24 protein-coding genes are annotated in these 24,528 nt (G+C 66.9%); 8 read left to right on the top strand and 16 right to left on the bottom strand.

Translation table 11 applies throughout. The features are described 5' to 3' along the window. Positions 1–76 precede the first annotated feature (76 nt). The gene (locus AB0M14_RS05220) at positions 77–526 is read right to left on the bottom strand and encodes a hypothetical protein (RefSeq protein WP_364988977.1); all 450 of its coding nucleotides are present in this window, start codon (positions 524–526) and stop codon (positions 77–79) included. 224 nt (positions 527–750) lie between these two features. Between AB0M14_RS05220 and AB0M14_RS05215 the strand changes: the two genes are divergently transcribed. Further along, positions 751–1,299, top strand: coding sequence for a DUF4282 domain-containing protein (locus AB0M14_RS05215; protein WP_364988975.1), 549 nt, complete (start codon positions 751–753; stop codon positions 1,297–1,299). 236 nt (positions 1,300–1,535) lie between these two features. Then, the gene (locus tag AB0M14_RS05210; RefSeq protein WP_364988973.1) at positions 1,536–2,426 is read left to right on the top strand and encodes a helix-turn-helix transcriptional regulator; all 891 of its coding nucleotides are present in this window, start codon (positions 1,536–1,538) and stop codon (positions 2,424–2,426) included. A gap of 3 nt (positions 2,427–2,429) precedes the next feature. Here the strand turns inward: AB0M14_RS05210 and AB0M14_RS05205 are convergent, their stop codons facing one another. Beyond that, the gene (locus tag AB0M14_RS05205; RefSeq protein ID WP_364988971.1) at positions 2,430–2,855 is read right to left on the bottom strand and encodes a MarR family transcriptional regulator; all 426 of its coding nucleotides are present in this window, start codon (positions 2,853–2,855) and stop codon (positions 2,430–2,432) included. Positions 2,856–2,941: 86 nt separating this feature from the next. Between AB0M14_RS05205 and AB0M14_RS05200 the strand changes: the two genes are divergently transcribed. Continuing rightward, positions 2,942–4,426 (top strand): MFS transporter, encoded by a 1,485-nt coding sequence (locus AB0M14_RS05200; protein WP_364988969.1) that lies wholly within the window; start codon positions 2,942–2,944, stop codon positions 4,424–4,426. Positions 4,427–4,493: 67 nt separating this feature from the next. Here AB0M14_RS05200 and rfbC read toward each other — a convergent pair whose 3' ends face one another. Then, the gene (gene rfbC, locus AB0M14_RS05195) at positions 4,494–5,042 is read right to left on the bottom strand and encodes a dTDP-4-dehydrorhamnose 3,5-epimerase (RefSeq protein WP_364988967.1); all 549 of its coding nucleotides are present in this window, start codon (positions 5,040–5,042) and stop codon (positions 4,494–4,496) included. A gap of 2 nt (positions 5,043–5,044) precedes the next feature. Further along, a complete protein-coding gene (rfbA, locus tag AB0M14_RS05190) occupies positions 5,045–5,938 on the bottom strand; it encodes a glucose-1-phosphate thymidylyltransferase RfbA (RefSeq protein ID WP_364988964.1) in 894 nt (297 codons plus the stop codon). A 262-nt stretch (positions 5,939–6,200) separates the two neighbouring features. Between rfbA and AB0M14_RS05185 the strand changes: the two genes are divergently transcribed. After that, positions 6,201–7,184: an alpha/beta hydrolase gene (locus AB0M14_RS05185; protein WP_364988962.1), complete on the top strand. Its 984-nt coding sequence runs from the start codon at positions 6,201–6,203 to the stop codon at positions 7,182–7,184. Positions 7,185–7,454: 270 nt separating this feature from the next. On the opposite strand, the gene AB0M14_RS05180 is transcribed toward AB0M14_RS05185, so the two are convergent. Both AB0M14_RS05180 and AB0M14_RS05175 read right to left on the bottom strand, forming a co-directional pair. Beyond that, positions 7,455–8,165 carry a hypothetical protein gene (locus AB0M14_RS05180; protein WP_364988959.1) on the bottom strand — a complete coding sequence of 237 codons (711 nt, stop codon included), beginning with the start codon at positions 8,163–8,165 and terminating at the stop codon, positions 7,455–7,457. Positions 8,166–8,350: 185 nt separating this feature from the next. Next, on the bottom strand, positions 8,351–9,061 hold the full coding sequence (locus tag AB0M14_RS05175; RefSeq protein ID WP_364988957.1) for a hypothetical protein: 711 nt from the start codon (positions 9,059–9,061) through the stop codon (positions 8,351–8,353). Positions 9,062–9,376: 315 nt separating this feature from the next. Here AB0M14_RS05175 and rfbB point away from each other — a divergent pair, with 315 nt between their 5' ends. Beyond that, entirely contained in the window at positions 9,377–10,393 is a 1,017-nt protein-coding gene (gene rfbB / locus AB0M14_RS05170; RefSeq protein ID WP_364988955.1) for a dTDP-glucose 4,6-dehydratase, read from the top strand. A gap of 84 nt (positions 10,394–10,477) precedes the next feature. On the opposite strand, the gene AB0M14_RS05165 is transcribed toward rfbB, so the two are convergent. Beyond that, entirely contained in the window at positions 10,478–12,349 is a 1,872-nt protein-coding gene (locus tag AB0M14_RS05165) for a glycosyltransferase (protein ID WP_364988952.1), read from the bottom strand. An 83-nt stretch (positions 12,350–12,432) separates the two neighbouring features. Then, positions 12,433–12,903 carry a GtrA family protein gene (locus AB0M14_RS05160; protein WP_364988950.1) on the bottom strand — a complete coding sequence of 157 codons (471 nt, stop codon included), beginning with the start codon at positions 12,901–12,903 and terminating at the stop codon, positions 12,433–12,435. 164 nt (positions 12,904–13,067) lie between these two features. On the opposite strand from AB0M14_RS05160, the gene AB0M14_RS05155 reads away from it, so the two are divergent. After that, positions 13,068–14,036, top strand: a complete 969-nt coding sequence (locus tag AB0M14_RS05155; protein WP_364988947.1) for a glycosyltransferase — start codon at positions 13,068–13,070, stop codon at positions 14,034–14,036. After that, positions 14,033–15,640 (top strand): DUF2142 domain-containing protein, encoded by a 1,608-nt coding sequence (locus AB0M14_RS05150; RefSeq protein ID WP_364988945.1) that lies wholly within the window; start codon positions 14,033–14,035, stop codon positions 15,638–15,640. Before AB0M14_RS05155 ends, AB0M14_RS05150 begins: the two co-directional genes overlap by 4 nt. Positions 15,641–15,664: 24 nt before the next feature. On the opposite strand, the gene AB0M14_RS05145 is transcribed toward AB0M14_RS05150, so the two are convergent. The 7 genes from AB0M14_RS05145 to AB0M14_RS05115 all read right to left on the bottom strand — a co-directional run bounded on the left by AB0M14_RS05145 (position 15,665) and on the right by AB0M14_RS05115 (position 22,107). Next, on the bottom strand, positions 15,665–16,513 hold the full coding sequence (locus AB0M14_RS05145) for an NAD(P)-dependent oxidoreductase (protein WP_364988943.1): 849 nt from the start codon (positions 16,511–16,513) through the stop codon (positions 15,665–15,667). A gap of 137 nt (positions 16,514–16,650) precedes the next feature. Then, positions 16,651–17,343, bottom strand: a complete 693-nt coding sequence (locus AB0M14_RS05140; protein WP_364988941.1) for a hypothetical protein — start codon at positions 17,341–17,343, stop codon at positions 16,651–16,653. Between the two features lie 107 nt (positions 17,344–17,450). After that, positions 17,451–18,503 carry a ribosome small subunit-dependent GTPase A gene (rsgA, locus tag AB0M14_RS05135; RefSeq protein WP_364988939.1) on the bottom strand — a complete coding sequence of 351 codons (1,053 nt, stop codon included), beginning with the start codon at positions 18,501–18,503 and terminating at the stop codon, positions 17,451–17,453. Positions 18,504–18,701: 198 nt separating this feature from the next. Continuing rightward, on the bottom strand, positions 18,702–19,664 hold the full coding sequence (locus tag AB0M14_RS05130) for a glycosyltransferase family 2 protein (protein ID WP_364988937.1): 963 nt from the start codon (positions 19,662–19,664) through the stop codon (positions 18,702–18,704). After that, complete coding sequence (locus AB0M14_RS05125) at positions 19,661–20,506, bottom strand: ABC transporter ATP-binding protein (RefSeq protein WP_364988935.1); 846 nt, start codon at positions 20,504–20,506, stop codon at positions 19,661–19,663. The genes AB0M14_RS05130 and AB0M14_RS05125 overlap by 4 nt, the downstream gene beginning before the upstream one ends. 12 nt (positions 20,507–20,518) lie before the next feature. Beyond that, a complete protein-coding gene (locus AB0M14_RS05120; RefSeq protein ID WP_364991320.1) occupies positions 20,519–21,373 on the bottom strand; it encodes an ABC transporter permease in 855 nt (284 codons plus the stop codon). A gap of 140 nt (positions 21,374–21,513) precedes the next feature. Continuing rightward, positions 21,514–22,107, bottom strand: a complete 594-nt coding sequence (locus tag AB0M14_RS05115) for a bacterial proteasome activator family protein (protein ID WP_364988933.1) — start codon at positions 22,105–22,107, stop codon at positions 21,514–21,516. A 205-nt stretch (positions 22,108–22,312) separates the two neighbouring features. Here AB0M14_RS05115 and AB0M14_RS05110 point away from each other — a divergent pair, with 205 nt between their 5' ends. Further along, the gene (locus AB0M14_RS05110) at positions 22,313–23,515 is read left to right on the top strand and encodes a cysteine desulfurase-like protein (RefSeq protein WP_364988931.1); all 1,203 of its coding nucleotides are present in this window, start codon (positions 22,313–22,315) and stop codon (positions 23,513–23,515) included. Here AB0M14_RS05110 and AB0M14_RS05105 read toward each other — a convergent pair whose 3' ends face one another. After that, on the bottom strand, positions 23,516–24,514 hold the full coding sequence (locus AB0M14_RS05105) for an NAD(P)H-quinone oxidoreductase (protein ID WP_364988929.1): 999 nt from the start codon (positions 24,512–24,514) through the stop codon (positions 23,516–23,518). Positions 24,515–24,528 lie beyond the last annotated feature (14 nt).

Below are 24,528 nucleotides of genomic sequence, written 5' to 3'. Positions count from 1 at the left end.
CCGCGTCCGGTTTCCAAGGACCGGCCGCCCCTGCAGGGGGGAATCGTGGGGGAACGCAGTATTCAGGTGGAGCGGATCAGCAGGCGACGCTGGTGACGTCGGCGCCGGCCCGGCGCCGGGCGAGCACCGAACGCACCGCCGCGCCGATCGCGACGACCGGCGGCAGCCAGCGGGCCTCGTGCGGGGCGACGCCCCAGCAGGCCGAGCCGGCGGAGAGCTGAGTCGGCGGCATCGGGATGCCCGCGCCGTCGGCGTAGATGACCGCGCCGGCCTCGCGTAGCGCGTCGAGTGCCATCGCGGCCTTGCGGACACCGGTGACCAGGTGGATCTCGCGCCGCTCGCCGCCCGGGATCTCGATCACGGGGCCGGAGAGGTTGTTGGCGCGCAGGAAGCGGCGAACCTCGCCCGCGAGCTCGCCGGTCACCTCGATGCCGGAAACGTCGGCATCGGTGATCAGGCAGATCCCGTTGGCCGTTTCGGCAACCGTCCACCCGCGCTGGCTGTAGTCCTGCGCTGCGGCAGTCATGTCGGCCGCCGAGACGGAAGTCGGAAACGTGGTGCGCACTGTCTTTCTCCATTCCCCGATAGATCTGGGTCCTGCTGCGTTCATGGGTCGTATCGACACCAGGTAGCTCCAGCGTTACGGATTGATCGGAAACTTCTTTACGAGTGTCGGATTCGTCTCACCGGTGCGGATTCGCTATTAATCCCCGGTTGGCCGCTATAGCGGTTTACGTGCAGGATCGCGCCATGACGGATAACACCGAGGGAATCCCCGTGGACCCCGCGGAGTACGAGACCGAATCCCGATGGATCACTTGGAAAGACCGTTTCGCCAAACCCCGTGAGGTTCGGGAAGAACCGGCCGCGGAACCGTTCGAAAGTCCGCGGGCATTCCGGGAGTGGAGCGTCGACGCGGCGCGCGGCCTGCTCGACGTGCAGTTCCACCGCCCCGCTACCCGCACCCTCCTTCCGCTGGCGTACATGCTCGGTCTGGCCGGCGCGGTCGCCGTCCCGGTCGTGCTGATCGTGCTGATGTGGCAGGTCTCCGCGGTACTGGGGGTGCTGACCGTGCTGATCGGCATCCCGCTGGGACTCACCATCGCGGCAGTCGTGCGACTGCTGCTCGAATTCCTGGTCAACGCCTCCCGGCTGGCGACCCGCGTGGAGCACATCAGCGAGCTGGCCGACGATCTGTTCCAAGCGCTCTCCGATGTCGCCGAACCGGTGAACCAGCTGTCCGAGGACGTGCGCGCGGTGCAGTTCTGGCGGTTTCGGAGAAAGGGCCCCAAGAAGTAGCTAACCAGGCTAAATTCCCCAATCAACCTTACCGTTAACCGCATTGGCGCGAATGTGACAGTGGCGTATCTGAGCTGTACGTCGTACGCTATGTCAGATTTGCTGTGAAACAATGCTGTTCGGGTGTCCGGGTCACGACGACGGATGCTGGTAGGGAAGCGTCGTACCGGTGACAGTGGAGGTGTCGCCGGGTAGTCGACGCGCGGCCACGTGCCGTATCAGTACGAGGGGGAAGCATGGCTGTACCGCCCAGAACGACAGGCTCCACCACCGGATCGACCATGCCGCGGCGCCAGCTCGGCCGCCAGCTGCGTGAGTTGCGGACCCGGGCCCGGATGACCACCCGGATGGCCGCCCAGCAATTGGAATGGTCCGAAGCCAAGATTTGGCGCATCGAAACCGGCCAGACCTCCTTGCGCAGCCTCGATGTCGAGGCCATGTGCAAGATCTACGGCGCACCCGAGGAACTCGTCGCACCGCTGGCCGCGCTGGCCCGGGAGACGAAGGCACGCGGCTGGTGGACCAGCTTCAGTGATGTCATCCCGGAGGGATTCGACGTCTACATCGGGCTCGAGGAAGCGGCCCGGGTGCTGACCTCCTACGAGAACGAACTCGTGCCCGGACTGCTCCAGACCGAGAGCTACGCCCGCGCGCTGATCGCGGCCGCGCGGCCCGGCATGTCCGCGGCCGAGGTCGATCGGCGCGTGCAGCTGCGGCTGGCCCGCCAGCAGCTGATCCTGCGCAGCGAGTCGCCGGTGCAGCTGGACGTGGTGATCAGCGAGGCTGTGCTGTGGCGTCGCATCGGCGGCCCGGACGCGACCGCGGCCCAGCTCGATCATCTGCGTCAGGTGTGCGACCTGCCGAATATCCGGGTGCAGGTGGTGCAGTCGGAGTCGGAATACCACGACGGCATGGAGACCGGCCGTTTCGTCATGCTGGAGTTCCCCGAGGGTGCGATGGGGGAGCAGCCGGAACCGCCGGTGGTCTACATCGAAGCCTTCACCGGCCCGGTCTATTTGGACAAGACGCCCGAAATCGATCGCTACCGTGCGGCTTTCGCCAGCATCAAGGCAGCGTCGGTGGACGCGCGCGCGATCATCGAGGACGCGCGCGCCAGCCTGGTGTAGCGCTCAGATATCGCAGCCCTTGCGCTTTTCCCACGTGCTCGCGAGGATTTCGCGATGGGTGGGCAGCGCCCGCTGGTAGACCTCGCGGCCCTTGTCGGTGAGGCAGACGAAGATGGCGCGGCGGTCGTCGACGCACATCCGCCGCGACACCAGTCCGTCGCGTTCCAGGCGCGCCACCGTCCGCGACAGCGCGCTCTGGCTCAGGTAGATGTCCTCGGCGAGATCGCTCATCCGGTAGTCGCCGCTGTTCGCGTCGATCAAACGGTCCAGCGTCTCGAACTCGCTGACCCCGATCCGGTGCTCGCCCTGCAGCGCTTTCTCCAGCGCGCAACTCACCGCCGCGTGACGATCGAGCAGCTCACGCCACTCGCCCACCAGCCCGGAGGCGGCGCTGCCCCGGACTGTCTCGGTTGGAGACGGCTTCGACATGACCACATCTTAGTGAGTGCGGCAGATATATGCAAACACATTAGATGTGTTGACAATTAATGTGCGTGCATGCAATCGTTTCGATCATGACTTCACCAGCAACGCTCTCGGCCGCCGCGGAGGCGACCGACCCGACCAAGTGGTCCGCCCGGCTCTGGGGCATGCTGATCACCCTCTGCATCGTGCTCTTCCTCGACGGCCTCGATGTTTCGATGATCGGAGTCGCGCTCCCCTCCATCGGTGCCGAACTCGATCTGTCCACCTCGACCCTGCAGTGGCTGGTCTCCGGCTACGTCCTCGGCTACGGCGGCCTGCTGCTGCTCGGCGGCCGTACCGCCGACCTGCTCGGACGCCGCAATGTCTTCCTGATCGCCCTGGCGGTCTTCGCGATCGCCTCGCTGGCAGGCGCTTTCGTCAGCGACGGCACCCTGCTGATCATCACCCGCTTCATCAAGGGACTGGCCGCCGCGTTCACCGCGCCGACCGGTCTGTCGATCATCACCACGAACTTCCGTGAGGGACCGGCCCGCAACAAGGCGCTGTCCATCTACACCGTGTTCGGTGCGGGCGGCTACTCCATGGGCCTGCTCTTCGGTGGCCTGATGACCGGCCTCGGCTGGCGCTGGACCTTCCTGCTCCCGGTCCCGGTCGCCGTCGCCGCCCTGGTCGCCGCCTGGTACCTGGTGCCCAAGGACAAGCCCGCCGAAGAAGGCGGACACGACATCCTGGGCGCGGTGCTGTCCACCGGCGCCATGCTGCTGTTGGTCTACACCGTGGTCACCGCTCCCGAAGTGGGCTGGGCCTCGGCGCGCACCCTCGGCTCGTTCGTGATCGCCGCCGCGCTGTTCGCCGGGTTCATCGCGGTGGAGAAGCGCGTGAAGTACCCGCTGATCCGGCTCGGCATCCTGAAGAAGGCCAGCCTGGTCCGGGCCAGTCTCGCCATCATCGCGGTCGCCGGCTCCTACTTCAGCTGGCAGTTCATCACCACCATGTACCTGCAGGAAACCCTCGGCTGGTCGCCGCTGAAGCTGGCCCTCGCGCTGCTGCCGGTCGGTCTGCTGGTGGTCTCCTCGGCCTTCGTCTCCGACAAGCTGGTCGATCGCTTCGGCACCGGCCCGATCATCGCGGTCACCCTGGTGGTCATGGCGCTGGGCTACCTGGCCTACCTGCGCCTGGACATCGCGCCGAACTACCTGACCATGCTGCTGCCCGCGCTGGTGCTGATCGGCATCGGCTGGGTCGGCTTCCCGGCCATCAACATCCAGGCCACCAGCGGCATCGAGGACGACGAGCAGGGCCTGGCGGCCGGCGTGCTGCAGACCGCCATGCAGGTCGGCGCGGCCATCATCCTGGCCGTGACCACCGCGATCATCACCAGCGGCGTGCACACCGACCGGAGCCCGGCCGCGATGCTGGACACCTACCGTCCGGGTCTGCAGTTCGCCGCCGGTGTGGCGATCGTCGGCGCCCTGGTCGCGCTGACGGTGTACCTGCCCAAGCGGCGCAAGACCGCGGCGCGACAGGATTCGGCCGCGGCCGAGCTGAAGCCCGCACTGGAGCCGGTCGGCTGAGTGACCGGTGCATGAGAGGAAGGCCCCGCGCATACGCGCGGGGCCTTCGTTTCGGCTCAGGTCCTGATCAGGAAAAAGGCGGGGCGGCAGAGTCTTTGGGGGAGCGGACGTAGGACAGCGCCTGCCCGTCCCGGCCCAGTTTCGGCCAGTCGATGCCGAGCCGGGGGTCGAAAGCGTCTATGTCCCGGTCGAATTCGGGGGTGTACTCCAGCGAGCACAGGTAGGTGACCGTGGACTGGTCTTCCAGCGACAGGATCGCGTGACCCAGCCCCTCGGAGAGGAACATCGAGCGGCGGTGCACGTCGTCGAGGAGCACGCTGTCCCACTGGCCGTAGGTGGGCGAGCCGGGACGCAGATCGACGACCACGTCGAAGAAGGCCCCGCGCACGCAGGTCACGTACTTGGCCTGGCCCGGCGGATCCTCGGTGTAGTGGATGCCGCGCAGCACGCCGGCCGCCGACACCGAGGTGTTGACCTGGCACAGATCGAAGGTCCGCCCGGTCGCCTTCTCGAACTCCGAGGCCTTGAACGTCTCGGCGAAGGTGCCGCGATCGTCGCCGTGCAGGCGCGGGGTCAGCACCCACGCGCCGGGCACCGCGAGTTCCCGAAACTCCATCGTCACCAATCCTTATGCTTCATTCCCTGATCCAGCCCCTGCGCGAGCAGGTCGAGCAGGTACCTGCCGTAGCCCGAGCGGACCAGAGGTTCGGCCTGCGCGCACAGCTGCTCGTCGTCGATATACCCCATCCGCCAGGCCACCTCCTCCGGCACGCCGATTTTCAGGCCCTGGCGTTCTTCGATGGTGCGCACGTAGTTGGCGGCGTCCAGCAGCGAGTCGAAGGTGCCGGTGTCCAGCCAGGCCGTGCCGCGGGCCAGTACGTCCACTCGAAGCCGGCCGGCGTCCAGGTAGGCGCGGTTGATGTCGGTGATCTCGTATTCGCCGCGCGCGGAGGGGCGCAGCGTCTTGGCGATCTCCACGACGTCGTTGTCATAGAAATACAGCCCCGGGATCGCGTAGTTGGAGCGGGGTTTCTTCGGCTTCTCCTCGATCGACACCGCGCGGCCTTCGTCGAACTCGATGACGCCGTAGGCGGTGGGATCGGAGACCCAGTAGGCGAAGACCGCGCCGCCGTCGAGGCCGGTGAAGCGGTTCAGGCTGGTGCCGAGGCCCGGGCCGTGGAAGATGTTGTCGCCGAGCACGAGTGCGGCGCTGTCGGTGCCGATGTGGTCGGCGCCGAGCACGAAGGCCCGCGCCAGCCCGTCCGGTTCCGGCTGCACCACGTAGTCCAGCGAGATGCCGAACTGGGAGCCGTCGCCGAGCAGGCGGCGGAACGCGTCCGCCTCCTCGGGTGTGGTGATCACCAGCACGTCCCGGATGCCCGCGAGCATCAGCGTGGACAGCGGGTAGTAGACCATCGGTTTGTCGTAGACCGGGACCAGCTGCTTGCTCACCCCGCGCGTGATCGGGTGCAACCGGGAGCCGGTGCCGCCCGCCAAGATGATTCCGCGCATGCCGAGGAGTCTGCCAGTTTCGCTACGAGGCGTCGCACTCGACGTCGGTGCGGTTCCGACACGCCTACGAATCCATCACGGGGGTTTAGATTCTCGGCGATTCGGGCGAATCTTGTCGCATAGGTCACATTCACGTGGTCTCCTGAGTTCGAGCGTTGTGAAACAACGCCGTGTGAGATGTCAGCGCCGATGTCTCGCCTGTCCCGGTGGGTGACCCCCGCCGTCCGTCGGGCACGGCGCGCCAGTGGGAAGCAGGTGCGCGATGACCGCGATCGGTGTCGGCGAAGTAATGAATCCGGATGGACCCAGCCCGGCGGCCCGCCTGCTCCTGGCGACCTGCACCTCGGTGGTGCGTCCAGCACTGCGTGTCGCACCGATCACCCGGGCGACCATCCCGATCGGCGCTTTCGCCATCGACAATCTGGCCAGACTGCGGCCCGGCCCACGCGGCGTGGACCGGGAGCAGGTGACGCTGAGGGGTTTCCGGATGGAGATTCTGCGCCCGGCCGGTGGCTCCAAGTCGCTGCGCAACGGCGCGATGCTCTACATGCACGGCGGCGGCTTCGCGGTCTGCGGCCTGAGCACCCACCGTCCGGTCGCCGCCAGCCTGGCCCGCCGGACCGGCCTGCCTGTGGTCAACGTGGACTATCGGCAGTTGCCCGGCCGCAGCATCACCCAGTCGGTACAGGACTGCCTCACCGCCTACCGCTGGCTGCTGCGCAAGGGCGTCGACCCGTCCCGGATCACCTTCGCCGGTGACTCCGCGGGCGGCTATCTCACCTTCGCCACCGCACTCGCCGCCATCGAAGCCGGTCTGCCCAGGCCCGCCGGCCTGATCGGATTGAGTCCGCTGCTCGACCTCGACTACGCGGCCAAGCGCGAGTACATGAACGTCGCCCGCGACCCCTACCTCCCGCTGTCCGCGCTGGCGGCGGTGGTCCGCATCGGCGCCGAGATCGACGGCCGGCTGGATCCGATGCTCTCCCCGGTGAACGGGGCGCTGGCCAGCTTGCCGCCGGTGCTGCTCATCGCCGCCGAGGACGAAGTCCTGCGCTACGACTGCGAACTCATGGCCGAGCGGCTCACCGCGGCGGGCGTGCCGAACACCGTCGAACTGTGGCGGGGCCAGGTGCACGCCTTCATGAGCATCGCGCCCGGGTTGCCCGAGGGGCGTAAAGCGCTCGGCCGCGTCGCCCGCTTCGTCCGCGCCTGCACCGAGGTGACCGAGGAAGCCCGCACCGCCTGATTGGGCTCGGACGGCCTCGACTCCGGTCGGCCGGACGAGCATGAACCCCCGCTCCCTGGTCTGGAGCGGGGGTTCTTTTTCTGCCGATAGTTTTTGCGCATCGTGTTATCGGCAGGTTAAGAAATTCTCCGGCACGTTGCGGCAAACAAACTGTCATCAAATAGACAGTGTTGGTTAATCATTCGTTCATCAAGATCGAGTGACAGTGCGTAACAAACAAAACCCCGCCCGGCGAACCGGACGGGGGTTTTGTTTCGAACTGCTTACCGACTACTTGGCAGGCGGGGTGAAGGGGGCGTTGATGGTGGCGAAGTACTGGATCACCGCACCGATCGCGACCGGAGCGGTCACGAAGATCTGACCGCCGATGGCGCCCAGGGCGCCCATGGCGGCCGCGCCGCCGAGGCAGCCGGCGAGGGCGGCCGGGATGAACGGGCCGAACAGGCCGACGATGGTGCCGCCGACGACTACGCCGCCCAGAACACCGCCGAGGACGCAGCCGACCGCCGCGCCGCCGAGGCCGCCGACCAGGGTGCCGATGGTGGCGCCCATGGAGATGGTGGAGGTCATGCGGCTCCAGGCGGCCTGCTCACGCTCGTACTCGGTCTTCCACGGCGCCTTGTCCTCGAAGGGCAGGGCGACCGGCTTGTAGACCGCCTTGCTGATGTCGAGCTGCGGGGTCAGGGTCGCCTTGTGCTGGGAAACCTCAGCGGCGATGGGGAATTCGAACTCGTCGACCTTGAACTTCAGCGGGGTGCCCGCGACGACGGTGCCGTCGGCCGCCTTGATCTTGAGGGCGTCGTCCTCGACCACCAGCGAGCCGGAGTCGATGGTGATGATCGACTGGGTGTCGGTGCGGTCGGCGGTGAAGTTGATCGGCGCGGCAGCCGGGGCGGCGGGGGCCGCGTTGACGGTGCCCGCGGTGACGCCCAGCGCGGCGATCAGCAGGGCCGAGGTAGCGGCAAACTTCGTGAAACGCATGTGAATTTGGTCCTCATCAGGTGCTTGTAGCGGTTGATTGGTGACCGGTGACTGAGTTCGCAAACTATCAGTAACCCGGTCGGGCCGGGGAAAGCCCCGCGCGGTTACACACCCCGGGCGGGGCTTTCTGGCTCGATGTTCGGTTGTTGATTCAGTTGTACGAATTCAGTTGTGAGCTCGGGGAATTACTTCGCCGGCGGCACGAAAGGCGCGTTGACGGTGGCGAAGTACTGGATCGCCGCACCGATCGCGACCGGGGCCGTGATGAAGATCTGGCCCGCGATGGTGCCCAGGGCGCCCATGGCGGCCGCACCGGCCAGGCAGCCCGCGAGGGCGGCCGGAATGAACGGACCGAACAGGCCGACGATGGTGCCGCCGACAACCGCGCCGCCCAGGACGCCGCCCAGGACGCAGCCGACAGCCGCGCCGCCCAGGCCGCCGACCAGCGTGGCGATGGTGGCGCCCATGCTGATGGTGTCCTTCAGGCGGTTGAACGCGGCCAGCTCGCGGTCGTACTCGTTCTTCCAGGGAGCCTTGTCCTCGAAGGGCAGGGCGACCGGCTTGTAGACGGCCTTCTCCATGGACAGCTGCGGGGTCAGGGTCGCCTTGCGATCCGTGATCTCAGCGGCGATGGGGAATTCGAACTCGTCGACCTTGAACTTCAGCGGGGTGCCCGCGACGGTGGTGCCGTCGGCCGCCTTGATCTTGAGGGCGTCGTCCTCGATCACCAGCGCGCCGGAATCGATGGAGATGATGGACTGGGTGTCGGTGGACTGGGCGGTGAAGTTGATCGCCTCGGGGGCGGCCTCGGCCGGAGCCGCGTTGACGGTGCCTGCGGTGACGCCCATGGCGGCGATCAGCAGCGCCGACGTAGCGGCGAATTTCCTCATCAGCATTTGGTTTTGAACCTCGATGTAGAGCGTTCGGAGGGGACTAACTGATCGAAATCTAGACCAGCTAACGGGTGGTGAACCGTTTGTGACCTTTAATTCAAATTTTGTTCACCAGTCGGACTCGCGCGTCGGTGGGCCCCTGGAAATATGCACTCTCAGCACGCTTTTCGAATTGCGGCGGCATTTCCATTCGGCATTAACCGAGCTCTAGTGTGACGAACGCCACTCAGGTTGCTCTCAGGTGCCGATCCCGGGTCCGCGGCGGTGGTTTCGCGCCTCCGGCGACCCGGCCCGGGGCGCCGACGTAAGGTTCATGACGTGCGATTGCTCGTAACCGGCGGAGCCGGATTCATCGGTGCGAATTTCGTCCAGCAGACCGTGGCCCAGCGCCCCGGCACCACGGTGACGGTGCTGGACGCGCTCACCTATGCGGGCAACAAGGCCTCCCTGGACCCCGTCGCGGACCGCATCGACTTCGTGCACGGCGACATCGCCGACCTGGACCTGGTCGACGAGCTGGTCAGCGGCGTGGACGCGGTGGTGCACTTCGCCGCCGAGTCGCACAACGACAACTCGCTCACCGAGCCGTGGCCGTTCATCCAGACCAATATCGTCGGCACCTACGCACTGCTCCAGGCGGTGCGCCGCTACGACGTGCGCTACCACCATGTCTCCACCGACGAGGTCTACGGCGATCTCACCCCGGACGAGCCCCGCTTCACCGAGCGCACCCCTTACAACCCGTCCAGCCCGTACTCCGCCTCCAAGGCGTCGAGCGATCTGCTGGTGCGCGCCTGGACCCGGTCCTTCGGGGTCCGCGCCACACTGTCCAACTGCTCCAACAACTACGGGCCGTACCAGCACGTGGAGAAGTTCATCCCGCGCCAGATCACCAATCTCATCGACGGCGTCCGCCCGCGTCTCTACGGCGCCGGCCACCAGATCCGGGACTGGATCCACGTCGAGGACCACAATCGCGCGGTCTGGGACATCCTGGACCGCGGCCGCCTCGGCCAGACCTACCTCATCGGCGCCGACGGCGAACTCGACAACAAAACCGTCGTCCAGCTGATCCTCGAGGAATTCGGCCGCGCCCCCGACGATTTCGACCACGTCACCGACCGTCCCGGCCACGACCAGCGCTACGCCATCGACTCCACCCTGCTCCGCGACGAACTCGGCTGGACCCCCCGCTACGCCGACTTCCGTGCGGGCATCAAGGCCACCGTCCAGTGGTACCGCGACAACGAGGACTGGTGGCGTCCCGAAAAGGCCGCCACCGAACGCGCTTACGCCGCCGCAGGAGAGCGCACCCTCGACGCCACCGCTGAATAGCGACCCGTCCCAGATCGGGCCGGTGAAATGACGATGCCCTGCACTCGGCTGAGTGCAGGGCATCTTCGGTCGGTAGTCCGCGGGTCAGTCCGGATCGATCCCGTAGAGCCGGGCCCAGTTCGCGCGGCTCGTGAGTTCCGGTACGGCCGCGCGGTATTCCTCGGTCAGGCGGGGGAGGTCTTTGCGCAGGCGGCGTAGCACGCGGATGGTGCGCTTGAGCAGTTGGCGCGCACGCTCCTTGTCGCGCTGCCGGATTCGCACGCCGGATTGCGAGGCGTCGGTGACGACGACGTGGTCGAACAGCGAGACGTGCCACCAGTGCGCGTCCTCGCGGGTGACGCCGACCAGACCGCGCTGGGTGCGCCCGGTCCACTGGTTGATGGCGCGCTTGATCAGCACCAGCGTGACGCGGCTGGGTTCGCCACCGGCCCTGCGTAATTGGACGTCGGCGGCGCGCACCGGCGGGGTCGCGGCGGCGTGCTTGATCGTCTCCGGGTAGTCGCCGCGGCTCTTGCGAGCCTGGGCGAGCGCGTCGATTCCGCCGTCGCGCAACACCTTCGGGCCCTGGAGGAAATCCTCGATGCCCTGCAACGTGGTGTGCGCCAGGCCGTATTGCATCCCGACCAGGTACTCGGCGATATTGCGGAAGAACTGCCGGGTGATCTTCTTGCCGTCCAGGTCGGCGTGCATGGCGCCGACGATCAGCGAGTTGCGCGTGCTGAAGTAGCGCGCCCAGTCGTCGAAGTCCTTCCAGTAGAAGTCGGCGTGCCATACCGCGGCGTTCGGCAGGGTGACGGTGACGAAACCGTTCTCCCGGGCGCGCACGCCGTATTCGACGTCGTCCCACTGGAAGAAGATCGGCACCGGCAGCCCGATCTTGGCCACCACCTCGGCCGGGATCAGGCAGGTCCACCAGGCGTTGTAGCCGGCGTCGACGCGGCGCTCCTGATTCTTCTTCAGCATGGAGGTGTTGCGCAGCGCCTTGGGCACCTTCTGGCCGTGCTTGAGCTCGTGCAGATGCACCTCCTCGGCGCCGACATTGAGGTAGTCGGGGTTGAGCAGGAACAGCATCTGCGCGCCGACCAGCGTCGGTTCCACCGTCATGTTGGCGAAAGCGTTGAGCCGCAACACCGTTTCGGGTTCGCACAGGATGTCGTCGTCCATCAGGATGACGTCGGCGTGCTCGTTCACCGCGGACACTTCGTAGAGGCCGCGGGTGAAGCCGCCCGCGCCACCGAGATTCGGCTGCTGGATGTAGCGCAGCTTGTCGCCGAAGACGGGCAGCGTCTCCTGGAAGCGCGGCCGGTCCCGCACCAGATCGGTGCCCTGGTCGACCACGTAGACCGCGTCGATGGCGTCCAGCACGGGCGCGTCCGAGGCCAGTGCCGCAACGGTTTCCGCGCAGTCGGCGGCGCGATTGAAGGTGCAGATCGCGATGGCGACCGGGCGGATCCGCTCCGGCGCGTCCGCGGTCCAGGTGAGCTCGGAGATGCCCAGCGGGCCGCCCACCGCATCGAATTCCAGCCACAGCGCGCCACCGTCGACGTACTGATCCAGCGGTGCGCTCAACGTCAGCGCGCCGCTCTCGGCGACATCGGCGGATCCGATGATGCGGCGGTGCCCGGCGATATCGGAGGCGACGATCCGGACCAGCGCCTTACCGGTCACCTCCAGCACCATGGTGGCCCGGACCTCGGTGACGACGGTCCAGCGCTGCCAGTAGGCGGCGGCGAACCGGCCGAAGTAGGTATTGGTGTGCGCGGTCGCGCCCTTTTCCAGGCGCAGCGCCAGCCGTTCCCGGTGCGAACGGCCCTTGACCACCGCGTACAACTCGTCGCTGATCTTCGCTGACGGCCCGGTGAAGATGCCGCGCTGCAGCACGAGCCGATCGGGCGCCCGATGGTCGACCCGCAAAGCGGAGGGTGCTGTCCCGGCCTCGGTAGCCGACTGCTCCATGAAGTCCTCGAAATCTTGATTGTGCCGACGGGATGCCGTTCGCGGCGGGGGTGAGGATATCAATCTGTACCCTCCATCGCCCGTCAGGCTTGCGGTTTGGATCCGGTGAAGACGAACTTGTTATAGGCCCAATAGCGGAAGCCGACCGCCACCGCCTGGCCGATGAAGGTGCCGGAGATGTTGTCCGACAGCGGTGTCGACAGGTCCAGCACATAGCGGGAGAAACCGAGGCAGCCCAGCTGCAGCGCGATCGCGATCACGTTGAACAGTGCGTACAGCAGGTATTCGCGGCCCGGATTGTCGGTCTGCTGATCGGAGAAGGTCCACCACTTGTTGCCGAAATAGGTGACGACCGTGGCGACCAGGATCGCGATGATCTTCGCGGCCAGCGGCTGGTCGTACAGCACGCCCTCCCCGCCCCAGAACACCAGCAGGTTGTAGGTGCCCGCGTCGACCAGGAATCCGATGCCGCCGACGATCAGGAAGGCACTGCCCTTGCGAAGCGCCGAAACCAGCTTGGCGGCCAGGTTCGGTCCCGGTTCGGCAGCTGCCACGGCCTCGACTGTAGCGACCAGCGGCGGATCCGGGACTGACACGGGCTGCTCGGGGTAAGACACTGAGTTACGGTACCTGAACGCGAGTGCGCACCAGAACGTCCGGCCCTGTACCCTCCCGGTGTTCCCTAGCACCGCAAATCGAACACAGAGGATTTACCCGGGTGGACTCCACTGAGCTTCGTATCGCCGCAGTCGTCCCCTGCCACAACGAAGAGGCATCGGTCGCCAAGGTCGTCGCCGATCTACAGGCCGCCGTGCCGGGAATCGTCGTCTACGTCTACGACAACCTCAGCACCGACAAGACGGCCGAACAGGCCCGCGCGGCCGGTGCGATCGTGCGGTTCGAAAACACCAAAGGCAAGGGCAACGTGGTGCGCCGCGCCTTCGCCGACATCGACGCCGACATCTATCTGATGATCGACGGCGACGACACCTACGAGGCGTCGGCCGCGCCGCTGATGATCAAGACGCTGCTCGACGGCCCCTACGATCACGTGCTCGGCGTGCGCCGGGAGGATGCGGGCGCCTCGGCCTACCGGGCCGGCCACGAGATGGGCAACAAGGTGCTCAACGGCGTGGTCGGAAAGGTGTTCGGCGAGAACGTCGAAGACATGCTGAGCGGGTTCCGGGTGTTCTCCCGCCGCTTCGTGAAGAGCTTCCCCGCGGTGTCGCGCGAGTTCGAGATCGAGACCGAGTTGACGGTGCATTCGTTGCACCTGCGCGTGCCGAAGACCGCGGTACCGGTCGGGTTCCGCGACCGGCCGGCCGGCAGCGAATCCAAACTCCGCACGTACCACGACGGATTCAAGATCCTCGGGTTGATCCTCGGCCTGGCCCGGCACGAGCGCCCGGTCGCGTTCTACGGCCTGGTCGGCACGCTGAGCTGGCTGGTCTCGATCGCCCTGGCGATTCCGATCGTGATCGAGTTCTACTCGACCCACGAGGTGCCGCGTTTCCCGACGCTGTTCCTCGCCTTCACCTTGCTGCTGCTCGGCAGCCTGGCCTGGACCGCGGGCCTGGTGCTCGACGGCATCCGCCGCTCCCGGCACGAGGCTTCGCGTTTGATCTACCTGCTGCATGCCGCGCCGGGCGTGGCCGAGCACGGCGGTGACGCGGAGCCCGGCCGGTGACCACCTCCGCTGATCGCACCGAATCGAACGAGGCCGGTGTCGCGACGAATGGTGCTGCCGCCGAGACGGATTCGGCCGACGCGGAGCGGGTGCGGACGATGGTCGGCACCATGGTGGGTGCCGAGGAGACCGGCCGGGCGCGCCGGATAGCGGGCTCGATCGTGCACCGGTTCGGTGCCGCGACAGTCGTTTTCGCGGTGCTCGCGACGATTTTCGGCGCGGCGTTCGCGGTCAGCACGCCGCCGTTCTGGGGCCACGACGAAATCACCCAGTTCGGGCGGGCCTATCAGGTCGCGCACGGCGGATTCCTGCCCGAAGAGATCCCCGACACTCGCGGTGTCTCCTACGGCGGCCAGGTGCCCACCAGCATCACCGAGCTGATGGGTTACGCGCTGAAGGACTACACCAGCAATCCGCAAGAGCCGGACCCGATGGTGTACGACCCGGCCGACTACGACCGGTTCAAGCGGGCCGCGGTCTCCGCGGACCAGGAGCCGGTGTGGTTCACCAACACCGCCGCGTACTCGCCGGTGCCGTATATCCCCGCCGCCGCGGGCATCCGGATCGCCGAACTGCTGGACCTGAAGGTCGGCGGCATGATCATGGCGACTCGGCTCGCCGGTCTGGCCGTGTATCTCGCGCTGGTCGGGTTCGCGTTGTGGGCGCTGCGCCGGCACCGGGTGCAGTGGCTGGTGTTCGCGGTCGCGCTGCTGCCGATCGCCGTCTTCCAGGCCGGCACCGTCACGGCCGACACCATGACCAACGCGCTCGCCATCATGGTGTCGGCGCTGCTGGTGAAGGCGCTGTTCCTCGGTGATCGGCTGGGCCGCACCGAAACCGCCGCCATCCTGGCCGCCGCCATCCTGCTGCCGCTGAGCAAGCCGACCTATGTGCTGCTGGCGATGCTGCTGGTGCTGATCCCGGTGCGGCGCTTCGCGTTCGGCTCCGCCGAGCCCCGCCGCTGGCAGCGGTTCGTGCCCTGGGCGTTCGCGGGCGTGGGCGCGATCTGTTTCGCGCTCTGGACCAAGATCGCCGGGCCGACCACCAAGGGTATGGGCCTGATGCGCCCCGAGCACCAGTGGAATTCGGTGCGCCCCGCCGATCAGCTCTCCGGAATCCTCGGCGACCCACTGGCTTTCATCGACGTGTTCGGTGACAGCATCGTCTACCGCGACCAGCGCTGGTTCATCCAGTTCTTCGGTGAACTCGGCTTCGCCTACATCGACGTGCCCGCGCTGTCCATCGTCGCCTGCCTGCTCGCGCTCGCGGTGGCGATCGGCATCGCGGACCGGATGACCGCCTCGACCCGCTGGCGCACCTGGACGGTCGCGCTGATCGTCGCCGCGAGCGTCGCGATGATCTACGTGACGCTGTACATGTCCTTCACCCCGGTCGGCTACTACATCATCGACGGTGTGCAGGGCCGGTACTTCGTGCCGCTGGCCATCATCGCCTTCGGCGTACTGCTGCGCTGGATGCCGTTGCGCCTCACCGACACCGAGGGCAGGACGCCCACCCTCGGCCCGGCCGTCACCATCGCCGCCGCCAGCACGATCGGCCTGATCGCGGCGCTGGCCAAGTACCACTCGATCGTCTGGGGCTGAGCGCCCCGGACGATCGGTGCGGCCTCAGAGGAACAGGTCGGTGGTCAGTTCGCCGTCGCCCGGGGTCACCCGGTACTGCTCCAGGTCCGTGATGCCGTGCGCCGCGAGCACATCGTCATCGATGAAGAAGTTTCCGGAGGTCTTCTCCGCGGGCGAGGTGAGCACCAGGTACGCGGCGTCGGCGTAGATCGCGGGGGTGCGTGAGGTGGAGATCATCTCGTCACCGCCGAGCAGGTTCCGCACGGCGGCGGTGGCGATGGTGGTGCGTGGCCACAGCGAGTTCACGCCGATGCCGTCGCCCTTCAGTTCCTCGGCCAAACCCAGTGTCGTCAGCGACATTCCGTACTTGGCGATGGTGTAGCCCAGCGCCATTCCGGCCCACTTCGGATCCAAGTTCAGCGGCGGCGACAGAGTCAGGATGTGCGGGTTGCGCCCGGCCTGCGCGGACGCGCGCAGATGCGGGATGCACAGTTTCGACAGCAGGAAGCTGCCGCGGCAGTTGATGTCCTGCATCAGGTCGTACTTCTTCATCGGCAGGACCTCGGTGGGGGACAGGTCGATCGCCGACGCGTTGTTCACCACCAAATCGATGCCGCCGAAGCGTGCCACGGTCTGCCGCACCGCCTCGGCGACCGATTCCTCCAGCCGCACATCGCCGACGAACGGCAGCACCTGCCCGCCGGCCTCCTCGATCTCCGCGGCCGCGGTATGAATGGTGCCCGGCAGCTTCGGATGCGGCTGGTCGGTCTTCGCGATCAACGTGACATTCGCCCCGTCGGCCGCCGCCTTCTTGGCGATCTCCAGCCCGATGCCCCGGCTTCCCCCCGACATGATCAACGTCTTGCCCGCCAACGGCTTGCCCGATTCCACCATGACCCGCTCCTGTCTGTATGTACTTCGCACACTAAGCGTAAACCCCGGCGCTATGCAACCAGTTGCATATGCGGCGCGGGCGCAAAAAGCGGGACACCGGGAAGATCCGGTGCCCCGCTAGCGGCGCTGCCGTCTGGCTAGATGGCGGCGAGCATCATGAAGTTCAGCAGGATGAGCACGGCGGCCACGGCCCAGGAGATGTAAATGAAGATCAGGCCGGGCGTCTTCTGCGGGACCTGGCCCAGGACGCCGTCCAGGAAGATGATGGCGGGTGGCCGGTAGTAATACCGGACGCCCTGCCCGTCGGCGATCATTACCTGATCTTGGGCCGGGCCCATGTCGAACAGCCACGGCGTGCACACCTTCAGGTGATACTGCCCCGGCCCCACGGGGATGTGGTTCTCACCCCACTGCGTATTCGGCACCTGCTGGCCGTTGATCAGAATCTTCGGCTTGGTGATCGCCAGCAAGAACAGCGGCCATTCGTAATCGGCCTGCACGGTGATCCCGGGCGGCGCCGGGGCGGCCATCGGCGCACCATACGGCGCCTGCTGCCCGTACTGCGGTGCGGGCTGCCCGTACTGCGGCTGACCATACGGATCGGATTGGCCGTACGGCTGCTGGGCTGGTTGCCCATACCCGGGCTGCGCCGGTTGCCCGTAAGGCTGTGCGCCATAGGGTTGTCCGGCCGCGGGCTGCCCATAAGGCTGCGGAGCGCCGTACGGATTCCCCGCAGGCGCTGGTTGCTGACCATACGCAGGCTGCTGCTGCCCGGGCCACTGCCCACCTTGCGCCTGATCCTTAGGCGGGAATCCGCCGGGGTAACTCATCCAAACCCTCCCGAGAGCACGGTTATTCGCGCCGAACCCTACCGTGGTTCTGGGAATAACTGGCGGTACCCCGCAGCGAAACGGCTGCGGGGTACCGGATCAGGTGATCAGCGGCGTGAACCGCGTTCGCGGTAGATACGCCGCTGTTGTTTCACGATCGATTTCCACTCGCGCGCGCGTTCGGCTTGCAGGCGCTTGTCAGTGCGGGATTCCATCCAGGCGTTCTCGCGGACGAGTTTGCGGTAGCTGTCGAAGCGGCGCTGGGTGAGGGCTCCGGTTTCGAGGGCTTCCCGCACGGCGCAGCCGGGCTCGGTCTGGTGCGAGCAGTCGAGGAAACGGCAGCTCGCGGCGAAGGATTCGATGTCGCTGAAGGTTTTCTCGATGCCTTCGGCGGCGTCGTAGAGGCCGATGCCGCGCAAGCCCGGAGTGTCGATCAGGGTGCCGCCGCCCGGGAGCGGGCGGAGCTCGCGGTGCACGGTGGTGTGCCTGCCCTTCTTGTCGACCGAGCGAACGTCGTTGGTGGCGAACACTTCCGCGCCGAGCAGCGCGTTGGCCAGCGTGGATTTGCCCGCACCGGAGGGCCCGATCAAGGCGACAGTGCCGTCGAGCATGGCCGCCAGCACGTCCACGCCCGCGCCGGTATTGGCGGAGATCGCGAGGACGACCGCGCCGGGCGCGGCGGCCTGTACTTCATCGACCGGAATATCCTCCGCCGCATCGGCTTTGGTGAGTACCACGATGGGCTGGGCGTTGCTTTCCCAGGCCAGGGTGAGCATCCGTTCGATCCGGTTCAGGTCGACGTCGCCGTCGGCGGCCGAGCAGATGAGCACGGTGTCGACATTGGCGGCCAGCACCTGGCCTTCGGAGCGCCCGGACACCGAGGACCGCATGATCGCGGAGCGACGCGGCAGCAGCTGCCGCACGTTGAGCTCGGCGTCCACGGTCACCCAGTCGCCGGTGCACAATCCGCTGATCTCGGAATCCGAGCGCGGGCAGCGCGCCCGGGCGATCCCGGTCGGTGTCGCCACGTCGCATTCGCTGCGATCCATCCGGATGACGCGCGCGGGCACCCGGCCATCGGCGATGAGCGGGGCGTATTCGTCGGCTACGGCTTCGGTCCAGCCGAAAGGAACATGAAAGTTAGGGTCGTTCTCGACCATGATGGAAGGAATCCTTCGTCGGGTACTGAACCCGAGTCAGGGTTCAGTGCAGGGAGGTGGAGGGGGAGATCGGCACAGCGGGCAAACTCACCGCAGGCACGACAATCCGCGCGGTTGTAATCACGATCTCCACCTCCTCAACTCTCTCGACGTTGCAGTTCCCGACCACTGTGGCACAGCCCCGAAAGGGCGCGCAACCTATTTATCCGGCTTGCCGAACTGCTCGTGCCGGCCGAGGCTGCGCAGGTGGAACCATTCCTTCAGCCCGGCCGGATCCCGGCGGGTGACCAGGAAGAACCAGGAGAACCGCACCCACTCCTGCGGCAGCAGCTTGCGCATACCGGGCTGCGCCATCAGATACCCGCGATTGCGGTAGGTGAAGTACCGCTTCACCGGATCGTCCGGGTACTGGGTGTGCATCCGCCCGCCCAGAATCGGCTTGAACTCGGCCGCGCCGTTGGGATGCAGGTACGCCGTCTGCAGGCAGGTGCCGAACGGCAGGCCCGACCGCACCAGCCGCCGGTGCACCTCGACCTCGTCACCGCGCACGAACAGCCGCAGATCCGGCACCCCGATCTGATCGACCGCCTTCGCCGCGATCAGCGCACCGTTGAACAGCGACGCGATCCCGGGCAGGAAATCCTCGTCGCCGAGCTCGGACCGCAGCCGCCGCCACACCACGCCGCGGCGCAGCGGGAACGCAAGCCGATCCGGTTCGTCGATATCGCAGACCACCGGCGAGACCTCGGCCAGCCCGTGCCGGCGTGCGCAATCCAGCAGCACCGCAAGCACTTCCGGCCCCTCGGGCCGGCCGTCGTCGTCGGCCAGCCAGACCCAGTCCGCGCCGAGGGTCAGCGCGTGTAGAATGCCGAGCGCGAAACCGCCCGCCCCGCCGAGATTGTGCGCCGAACCCAGGTAGGTCGCTTCGATCGGCTGCTGGGCCACCAGCTCGGCGACCTCGGGCTCGTTCGCGTTGTCCACCACGATCAGGTGATCCACCGGACGGGACTGCGAGGTAAGGACTTTCAGCGATTCGGTGAGCAGTTCGCGGCGCTTGTGCGTGACCACCACCGCCACGATCCGGGCGTCCGCGCTGGTCGAGGGCTGCTCGAACGGTGCGTCCGGCCTGGTCGGGTCGCTCGGCCCGCTCAGCTCACTCATGCCTGATTACGCTCCAGTTCTCGCTCTGCCTGCGGGCCCGCCGCGCGTTCGGCTTCCATTTCCCGCAGCACCGTTGCCACGTGATTTCCCGCTTCAGGCCCCTCGTACGCGCGCACCACTTCTTCGATACCGCCGCGCTTGCGGATCTGCCCGTGATCGATCCACAGCGCGGAATCGCAGAGCTGGGCGAGGAATTCGTTGGAATGGCTGGCGAACACCAGGATGCCAGACCGGGCCACGAGTTCCTGCAGGCGCAGTCGCGCCTTCTTCATGAATTCGGCGTCGACCGCGCCGATACCCTCGTCCAGCAACAGGATTTCGGGATCGATGGAGGTCACCACGCCCATCGCCAGGCGCACGCGCATACCGGTGGAATAGGTGCGCAGCGGCATCGACAGGTATTCGCCGAGCTCGGTGAAATCGGCGATCTCATCGATCTTCGACAGCATCTGCTTCCGGGTCTGCCCGAGGAAGAGCCCGCGGATGATGATGTTCTCGAAGCCGGAGATCTCCGGATCCATGCCGACGCCGAGGTCGAACACCGGCGCCACCCGGCCGCGGATGCGCGCACTGCCCCGGGAGGGTTCGTAGATGCCCGAAAGCAGGCGCAGCAGGGTCGATTTGCCCGCGCCGTTGTGCCCGACCAGGCCGATTTTGTCGCCTTCCTTCAACGACAGATTGATATCCCGCAAGGCTTCGACGACCACCACGTCGGACTGATTGCGTCCGATGGCCCCGCCCGCCTTGCCGAGGAACGCCTTCTTCAACGACCGCGATTTTGCGTCGAAGATCGGGAATTCCACCCACGCCTGGTGGGTTTCGATGCTCACATTCGAAGTCACCGGGGGCTCCTTTTATACCCAGTAGGGCACGCGCGAACGGTACCGCTTCATGGCGAAGATCGCGACGATCCAGCCGATCAGGGTGATCGCCCCGACGATCGCCCAGTGGTCCCATCCCGACGGCTCGCCGAGCAGGGGGGCTCGCACAATTTCGAGGTAGTGGAAAGTAGGCACGAGCTCGACGATCTTGGCACGGTCGGAACCGCCGCCGCCCACCGTCTCCAAGGTCTTGGTGGTCCACATCACCGGCGTCAGCACGAACAGCATCAGCGTGGTGCTGGACAGAATGGGCGCGATATCGCGGTAGCGGGTGCTGAAGATGCCGAACACGATCGACACCCACGCGGCATTCAGGAACAGCAGCACGATCGCCGGAATGACGAGCAGTACCGACCAATCCAGATTCTTCCAGATACTGAACGCGGCCAGCAGCACGATATAGATGACCATGTTGTGCGCGAAGAACAGGAATTGCCGCCACACCAGCCGGTAGACGTGCACGCTCAACGCCGAGGGCAGCTGTTTGATCAGGCCCTCATTGGCGATGAACACCTCCGACCCCTCGATCAGGCTGGCCTGGATCACATTCCAGACGATCAGGCCGACCGTCACATACGGCAGGTATTCGGTCAGCGGCTGATTCAGCAGCGTCGCATAGAGAATGCCCATCGCCGTGGCCTGCAAGCCGGTGGCGATGGTGATCCAGAACGGGCCGAGCACCGAGCGGCGGTAGCGCTGCTTGATGTCCTGCCAGCCCAGCGACAACCACAGCTCGCGCTGGTTGAAACCGTCGCGGAAGTCTTTGAACGCCCGCTGAAACGTTTGCGAATCCGACACGATCGGCTCCGCGGGCAGGGTGTCGTTCAATGTCTCAGCCGCGGCGAGGGGTTCGTCGGAGCTCACTGGGACCTCCAAGGTGCTGTCTGCGGACACGGTGCTCGACACTACCCTTGCGAATCTGACCGAGAACGGCCGGAACCACGGTGACCGGATCGTCCGGAACGGGGCTAGAGGTACTGCCCGGACCCGCCTGTGACGTGGTCCGGCCGGCCGGTCCGGGATTCGCCCGCGTGGATGCCGGGCGGCAGCGCACCCTGGCGCATCTGCTCCAGCTGGGCGCGGGCCGCCATCTGCTGGGCGAACAGCGCGGTCTGGATTCCGTGGAACAGGCCTTCGAGCCAGCCGACCAGCTGGGCCTGGGCGATGCGGAGTTCGGCGTCGGTCGGTACCGCGTCATCGGTGAAGGGCAGCGTCAGCCGCTCCAGCTCTTCGCGGAGTTCCGGGGCCAGGCCCTGCTCGAGTTCGCGCACCGAGGACCGGTGGATTTCGCGCAGCCGGGTCCGGCTGGCGTCGTCCAGCGGCGCCACCCGCACCTCTTCGAGCAGCTGTTTGATCATGGTGCCGATGCGCATCACCTTCGCGGGCTGTTCCACCATGTCGGCCAGCGATTCCCCGGCGTCCGGGTCGTCCGCGGCGGCGGCCTCGTCGTCGGAAACCACCTGGGCGTTGAGCGGCGTGCCCGCGTCGGCCGGGATCACCAGGTGCCGCCCGTCGGGTCCGACCACAACGATGGAATCGGGTGCCTCATCCGAATGCGTCATGACCCCCATCATGTCATCCGTTCCTGAGCCTTGCCGGTCCGTGTTTACTGGGGCGCAGGGCGTCCTAAACTGTTCGGGTCGTCGTGTGGTTCGGATTTTGCTGAAAGTCGGTTGCCATGCATTCACCCCGGTCGCTGCGGTGCCATCCGCCAGTCAGGTGGAACACGGTTACGCAGCCTCGCCCGCTGCCCTTAGAGTGGCCAACATGACTTACGACGTCGCGAGGGTTCGGGGCCTGATACCGTCCCTGGGCGACGGCTGGATCCACTTCGATCCGCAGGCGGGCATGCTGGTTCCGGATTCGGTATCGCGTGCCGTCTCAACGGGTTTCCGCACGTCGGCCTTCTCGCACATCGGTCGTAACGGCGCCGCCGTGCGCAGCGCCGCCATCCTGGACGCGGCGCGCGAAGCGGTCGCCGATCTGGTCGGCGGCGACCCGGCCGGCGTGGTCCTCGGGCCTGATCGCGCGGTGCTGCTGGCCTGGCTGGCGGAGTCGCTCAGCTCCCGGCTCGGCCTCGGCACCGGCATCGTGCTGTCCCGGCTGGACGACGAGGCCAATGTCGCGCCGTGGCTGCGCATCGCGAACCGCTATGGCGCGCACGTGCGCTGGGCCGAGGTCGAGATCGAAACCTGCGAGATGCCGTCCTGGCAGTTCGAGGAGTTGATCGGGCCCACCGCCCGGCTGGTGGCCTTGACCGCCGCCTCGCCGATCGTCGGTTCCGCGCCCGCGGTGCGGGTCGCGGCGGATCGGGTGCACGAAGTAGGTGGCCTGCTGGTAGCCGACGCGGTCGGCGCGGCCCCGTACGCGCTCATCGACATCGATGAACTCAACGCCGACGTGATCGCGCTCAGCGCCCCCGCGTGGGGCGGGCCGCAGATCGGCGCGCTGGTCTTCCGCGACCCTGCCTTCCTGGACCGGATTCCGTCGATGTCGTTGAATCCGTACGCGAAAGGCGCCGAACGCCTGGAGGTCGGCGGCCACCAGTACGCGCTGCTGGCCGGTCTCACCACCTCCATCGATTTCCTGGCCGGCCTGGACGAACGCGCCGCCGGCACGCGGCGCGAGCGCCTGGAGATGTCGATCACCTCGTTGCAGGACTACCACGATCAGCTCTTCGAGCACCTGATGGACGTGCTCGACAAGGTGCCCAATCTGACTGTCATCGGCCGGGCTTCCACGCGGATTCCGACGGTGTCGTTCACGCTCGCGGGCATGCAGGCGGAGAAGGTCGCGGCCAAGCTCGCGGACGCCCGCATCGGCACGCTGAGCGGTGTGCACGGCGGTAGCCGGTTGCTCGACGCGCTCGGCGTCAACGACGAGGGCGGGGCCGTGACCATCGGATTGGCGCCGTACACAACGAAGTTCGAGATCGATCAGCTGGGCCGCGCGCTCACCGCCCTGGACTGATCACCCGACTCGCAGTGTCACCTTCCCGAAGGTGCCCGAGTCGTCCAGCATCCGGTGCGCCTCGGCGGCCGCGCTGATCGGCAGTTCCGCGTGGATCACCGGAACCACTTTCCCGTCGGCCAGCAACGGCCAGACCTCCCGCTTGACCTCGGCGATCACCTCGGCCTTGCTGTTGCGTCCGGTGGCGGGCCGTTTGCGCAGGTTGGTGGCGTGAATGGTGCCCCATTTGCCTAGCAGCGCGGCGAGATTCAGCTCGGCTTGCACACCGCCCTGCATGCCAATCACGACCAGACGGCCGTAATCGGCCAGCGCTTCCACATTGCGAGCCAGATAAGCCGCGCCCATGTTGTCGAAGATGATGTCGGCCCCGGGTCCGCCCGCGCCGGACTCCTGGCCACGGATCACCTCGACGAAATCCTGTTCCCGGTAGTTGATCAGCACGCTCGCGCCGAGTTCGGCGCACTGCTTCAACTTCGCGTCCGACCCGGCCGTCACCGCCACCCGCGCGCCGCGCCGCGCCGCGACCTGAATGGCGTGCGTGCCGATCCCGCTGCCGCCGCCGTGGATCAGCAGGAGCTGCCCGGCATGCAGCCCGGCGGTCATCACCAGGTTCGACCACACGGTGGCCGCAACCTCCGGCAGCCCGGCTGCCGCGGCCAGGTCCATCCCGTCGGGCACCGGCAGCAGCTGACCCGCCGGCGCGACGACCCGCTCGGCATACCCACCACCGGACAGCAGCGCGCACACCCGATCACCGGCCTGCCAATCCCGCACGCCCGCACCGACTTCGGCGATGACCCCGGAAACCTCGAGGCCCATGAGCTCGCTGGCCCCCGGCGGCGGCGCGTAGAACCCTTGCCGCTGTAGCAGATCCGCCCGGTTCACCCCCGCCGCGGCGACATCGATCAGCACCTCGCCGGGTCCGAGGACCGGATCGGGCACCTCGGCCCACTCCATGACCTCCGGCCCACCGAACCCGTTCAGCCTGATTCCGCGCATGCCCCCATCCTGCC

The sequence above is a fragment of the Nocardia sp. NPDC051832 genome, assembly GCF_040681285.1.
Taxonomy (GTDB): Bacteria; Actinomycetota; Actinomycetes; order Mycobacteriales; family Mycobacteriaceae; genus Nocardia.
The sequence above is the reverse complement of the archived record's forward strand: the minus strand, read 5'-3'. Positions and strand labels throughout refer to the sequence as shown.

What these genes read in the sequence shown, in the direction of transcription:
- AB0M14_RS05175 (WP_364988957.1), bottom strand. Translation starts at nt 9,061, where the DNA reads ATGCTGATGAGGAAATTCGCCGCTACGTCGGCGCTGCTGATCGCCGCC.
- rsgA (WP_364988939.1), bottom strand. Translation starts at nt 18,503, where the DNA reads ATGGTCGAGAACGACCCTAACTTTCATGTTCCTTTCGGCTGGACCGAA.
- AB0M14_RS05130 (WP_364988937.1), bottom strand. Translation starts at nt 19,664, where the DNA reads ATGAGTGAGCTGAGCGGGCCGAGCGACCCGACCAGGCCGGACGCACCG.
- AB0M14_RS05105 (WP_364988929.1), bottom strand. Translation starts at nt 24,514, where the DNA reads ATGCGCGGAATCAGGCTGAACGGGTTCGGTGGGCCGGAGGTCATGGAG.
- AB0M14_RS05110 (WP_364988931.1), top strand. Translation starts at nt 22,313, where the DNA reads ATGACTTACGACGTCGCGAGGGTTCGGGGCCTGATACCGTCCCTGGGC.
- AB0M14_RS05140 (WP_364988941.1), bottom strand. Translation starts at nt 17,343, where the DNA reads ATGAGTTACCCCGGCGGATTCCCGCCTAAGGATCAGGCGCAAGGTGGG.
- rfbC (WP_364988967.1), bottom strand. Translation starts at nt 5,042, where the DNA reads ATGGAGTTTCGGGAACTCGCGGTGCCCGGCGCGTGGGTGCTGACCCCG.
- AB0M14_RS05185 (WP_364988962.1), top strand. Translation starts at nt 6,201, where the DNA reads ATGACCGCGATCGGTGTCGGCGAAGTAATGAATCCGGATGGACCCAGC.
- AB0M14_RS05180 (WP_364988959.1), bottom strand. Translation starts at nt 8,165, where the DNA reads ATGCGTTTCACGAAGTTTGCCGCTACCTCGGCCCTGCTGATCGCCGCG.
- AB0M14_RS05210 (WP_364988973.1), top strand. Translation starts at nt 1,536, where the DNA reads ATGGCTGTACCGCCCAGAACGACAGGCTCCACCACCGGATCGACCATG.
- AB0M14_RS05145 (WP_364988943.1), bottom strand. Translation starts at nt 16,513, where the DNA reads ATGGTGGAATCGGGCAAGCCGTTGGCGGGCAAGACGTTGATCATGTCG.
- AB0M14_RS05220 (WP_364988977.1), bottom strand. Translation starts at nt 526, where the DNA reads ATGACTGCCGCAGCGCAGGACTACAGCCAGCGCGGGTGGACGGTTGCC.
- rfbA (WP_364988964.1), bottom strand. Translation starts at nt 5,938, where the DNA reads ATGCGCGGAATCATCTTGGCGGGCGGCACCGGCTCCCGGTTGCACCCG.
- AB0M14_RS05115 (WP_364988933.1), bottom strand. Translation starts at nt 22,107, where the DNA reads ATGACGCATTCGGATGAGGCACCCGATTCCATCGTTGTGGTCGGACCC.
- AB0M14_RS05165 (WP_364988952.1), bottom strand. Translation starts at nt 12,349, where the DNA reads ATGGAGCAGTCGGCTACCGAGGCCGGGACAGCACCCTCCGCTTTGCGG.
- AB0M14_RS05215 (WP_364988975.1), top strand. Translation starts at nt 751, where the DNA reads ATGACGGATAACACCGAGGGAATCCCCGTGGACCCCGCGGAGTACGAG.
- AB0M14_RS05205 (WP_364988971.1), bottom strand. Translation starts at nt 2,855, where the DNA reads ATGTCGAAGCCGTCTCCAACCGAGACAGTCCGGGGCAGCGCCGCCTCC.
- AB0M14_RS05200 (WP_364988969.1), top strand. Translation starts at nt 2,942, where the DNA reads ATGACTTCACCAGCAACGCTCTCGGCCGCCGCGGAGGCGACCGACCCG.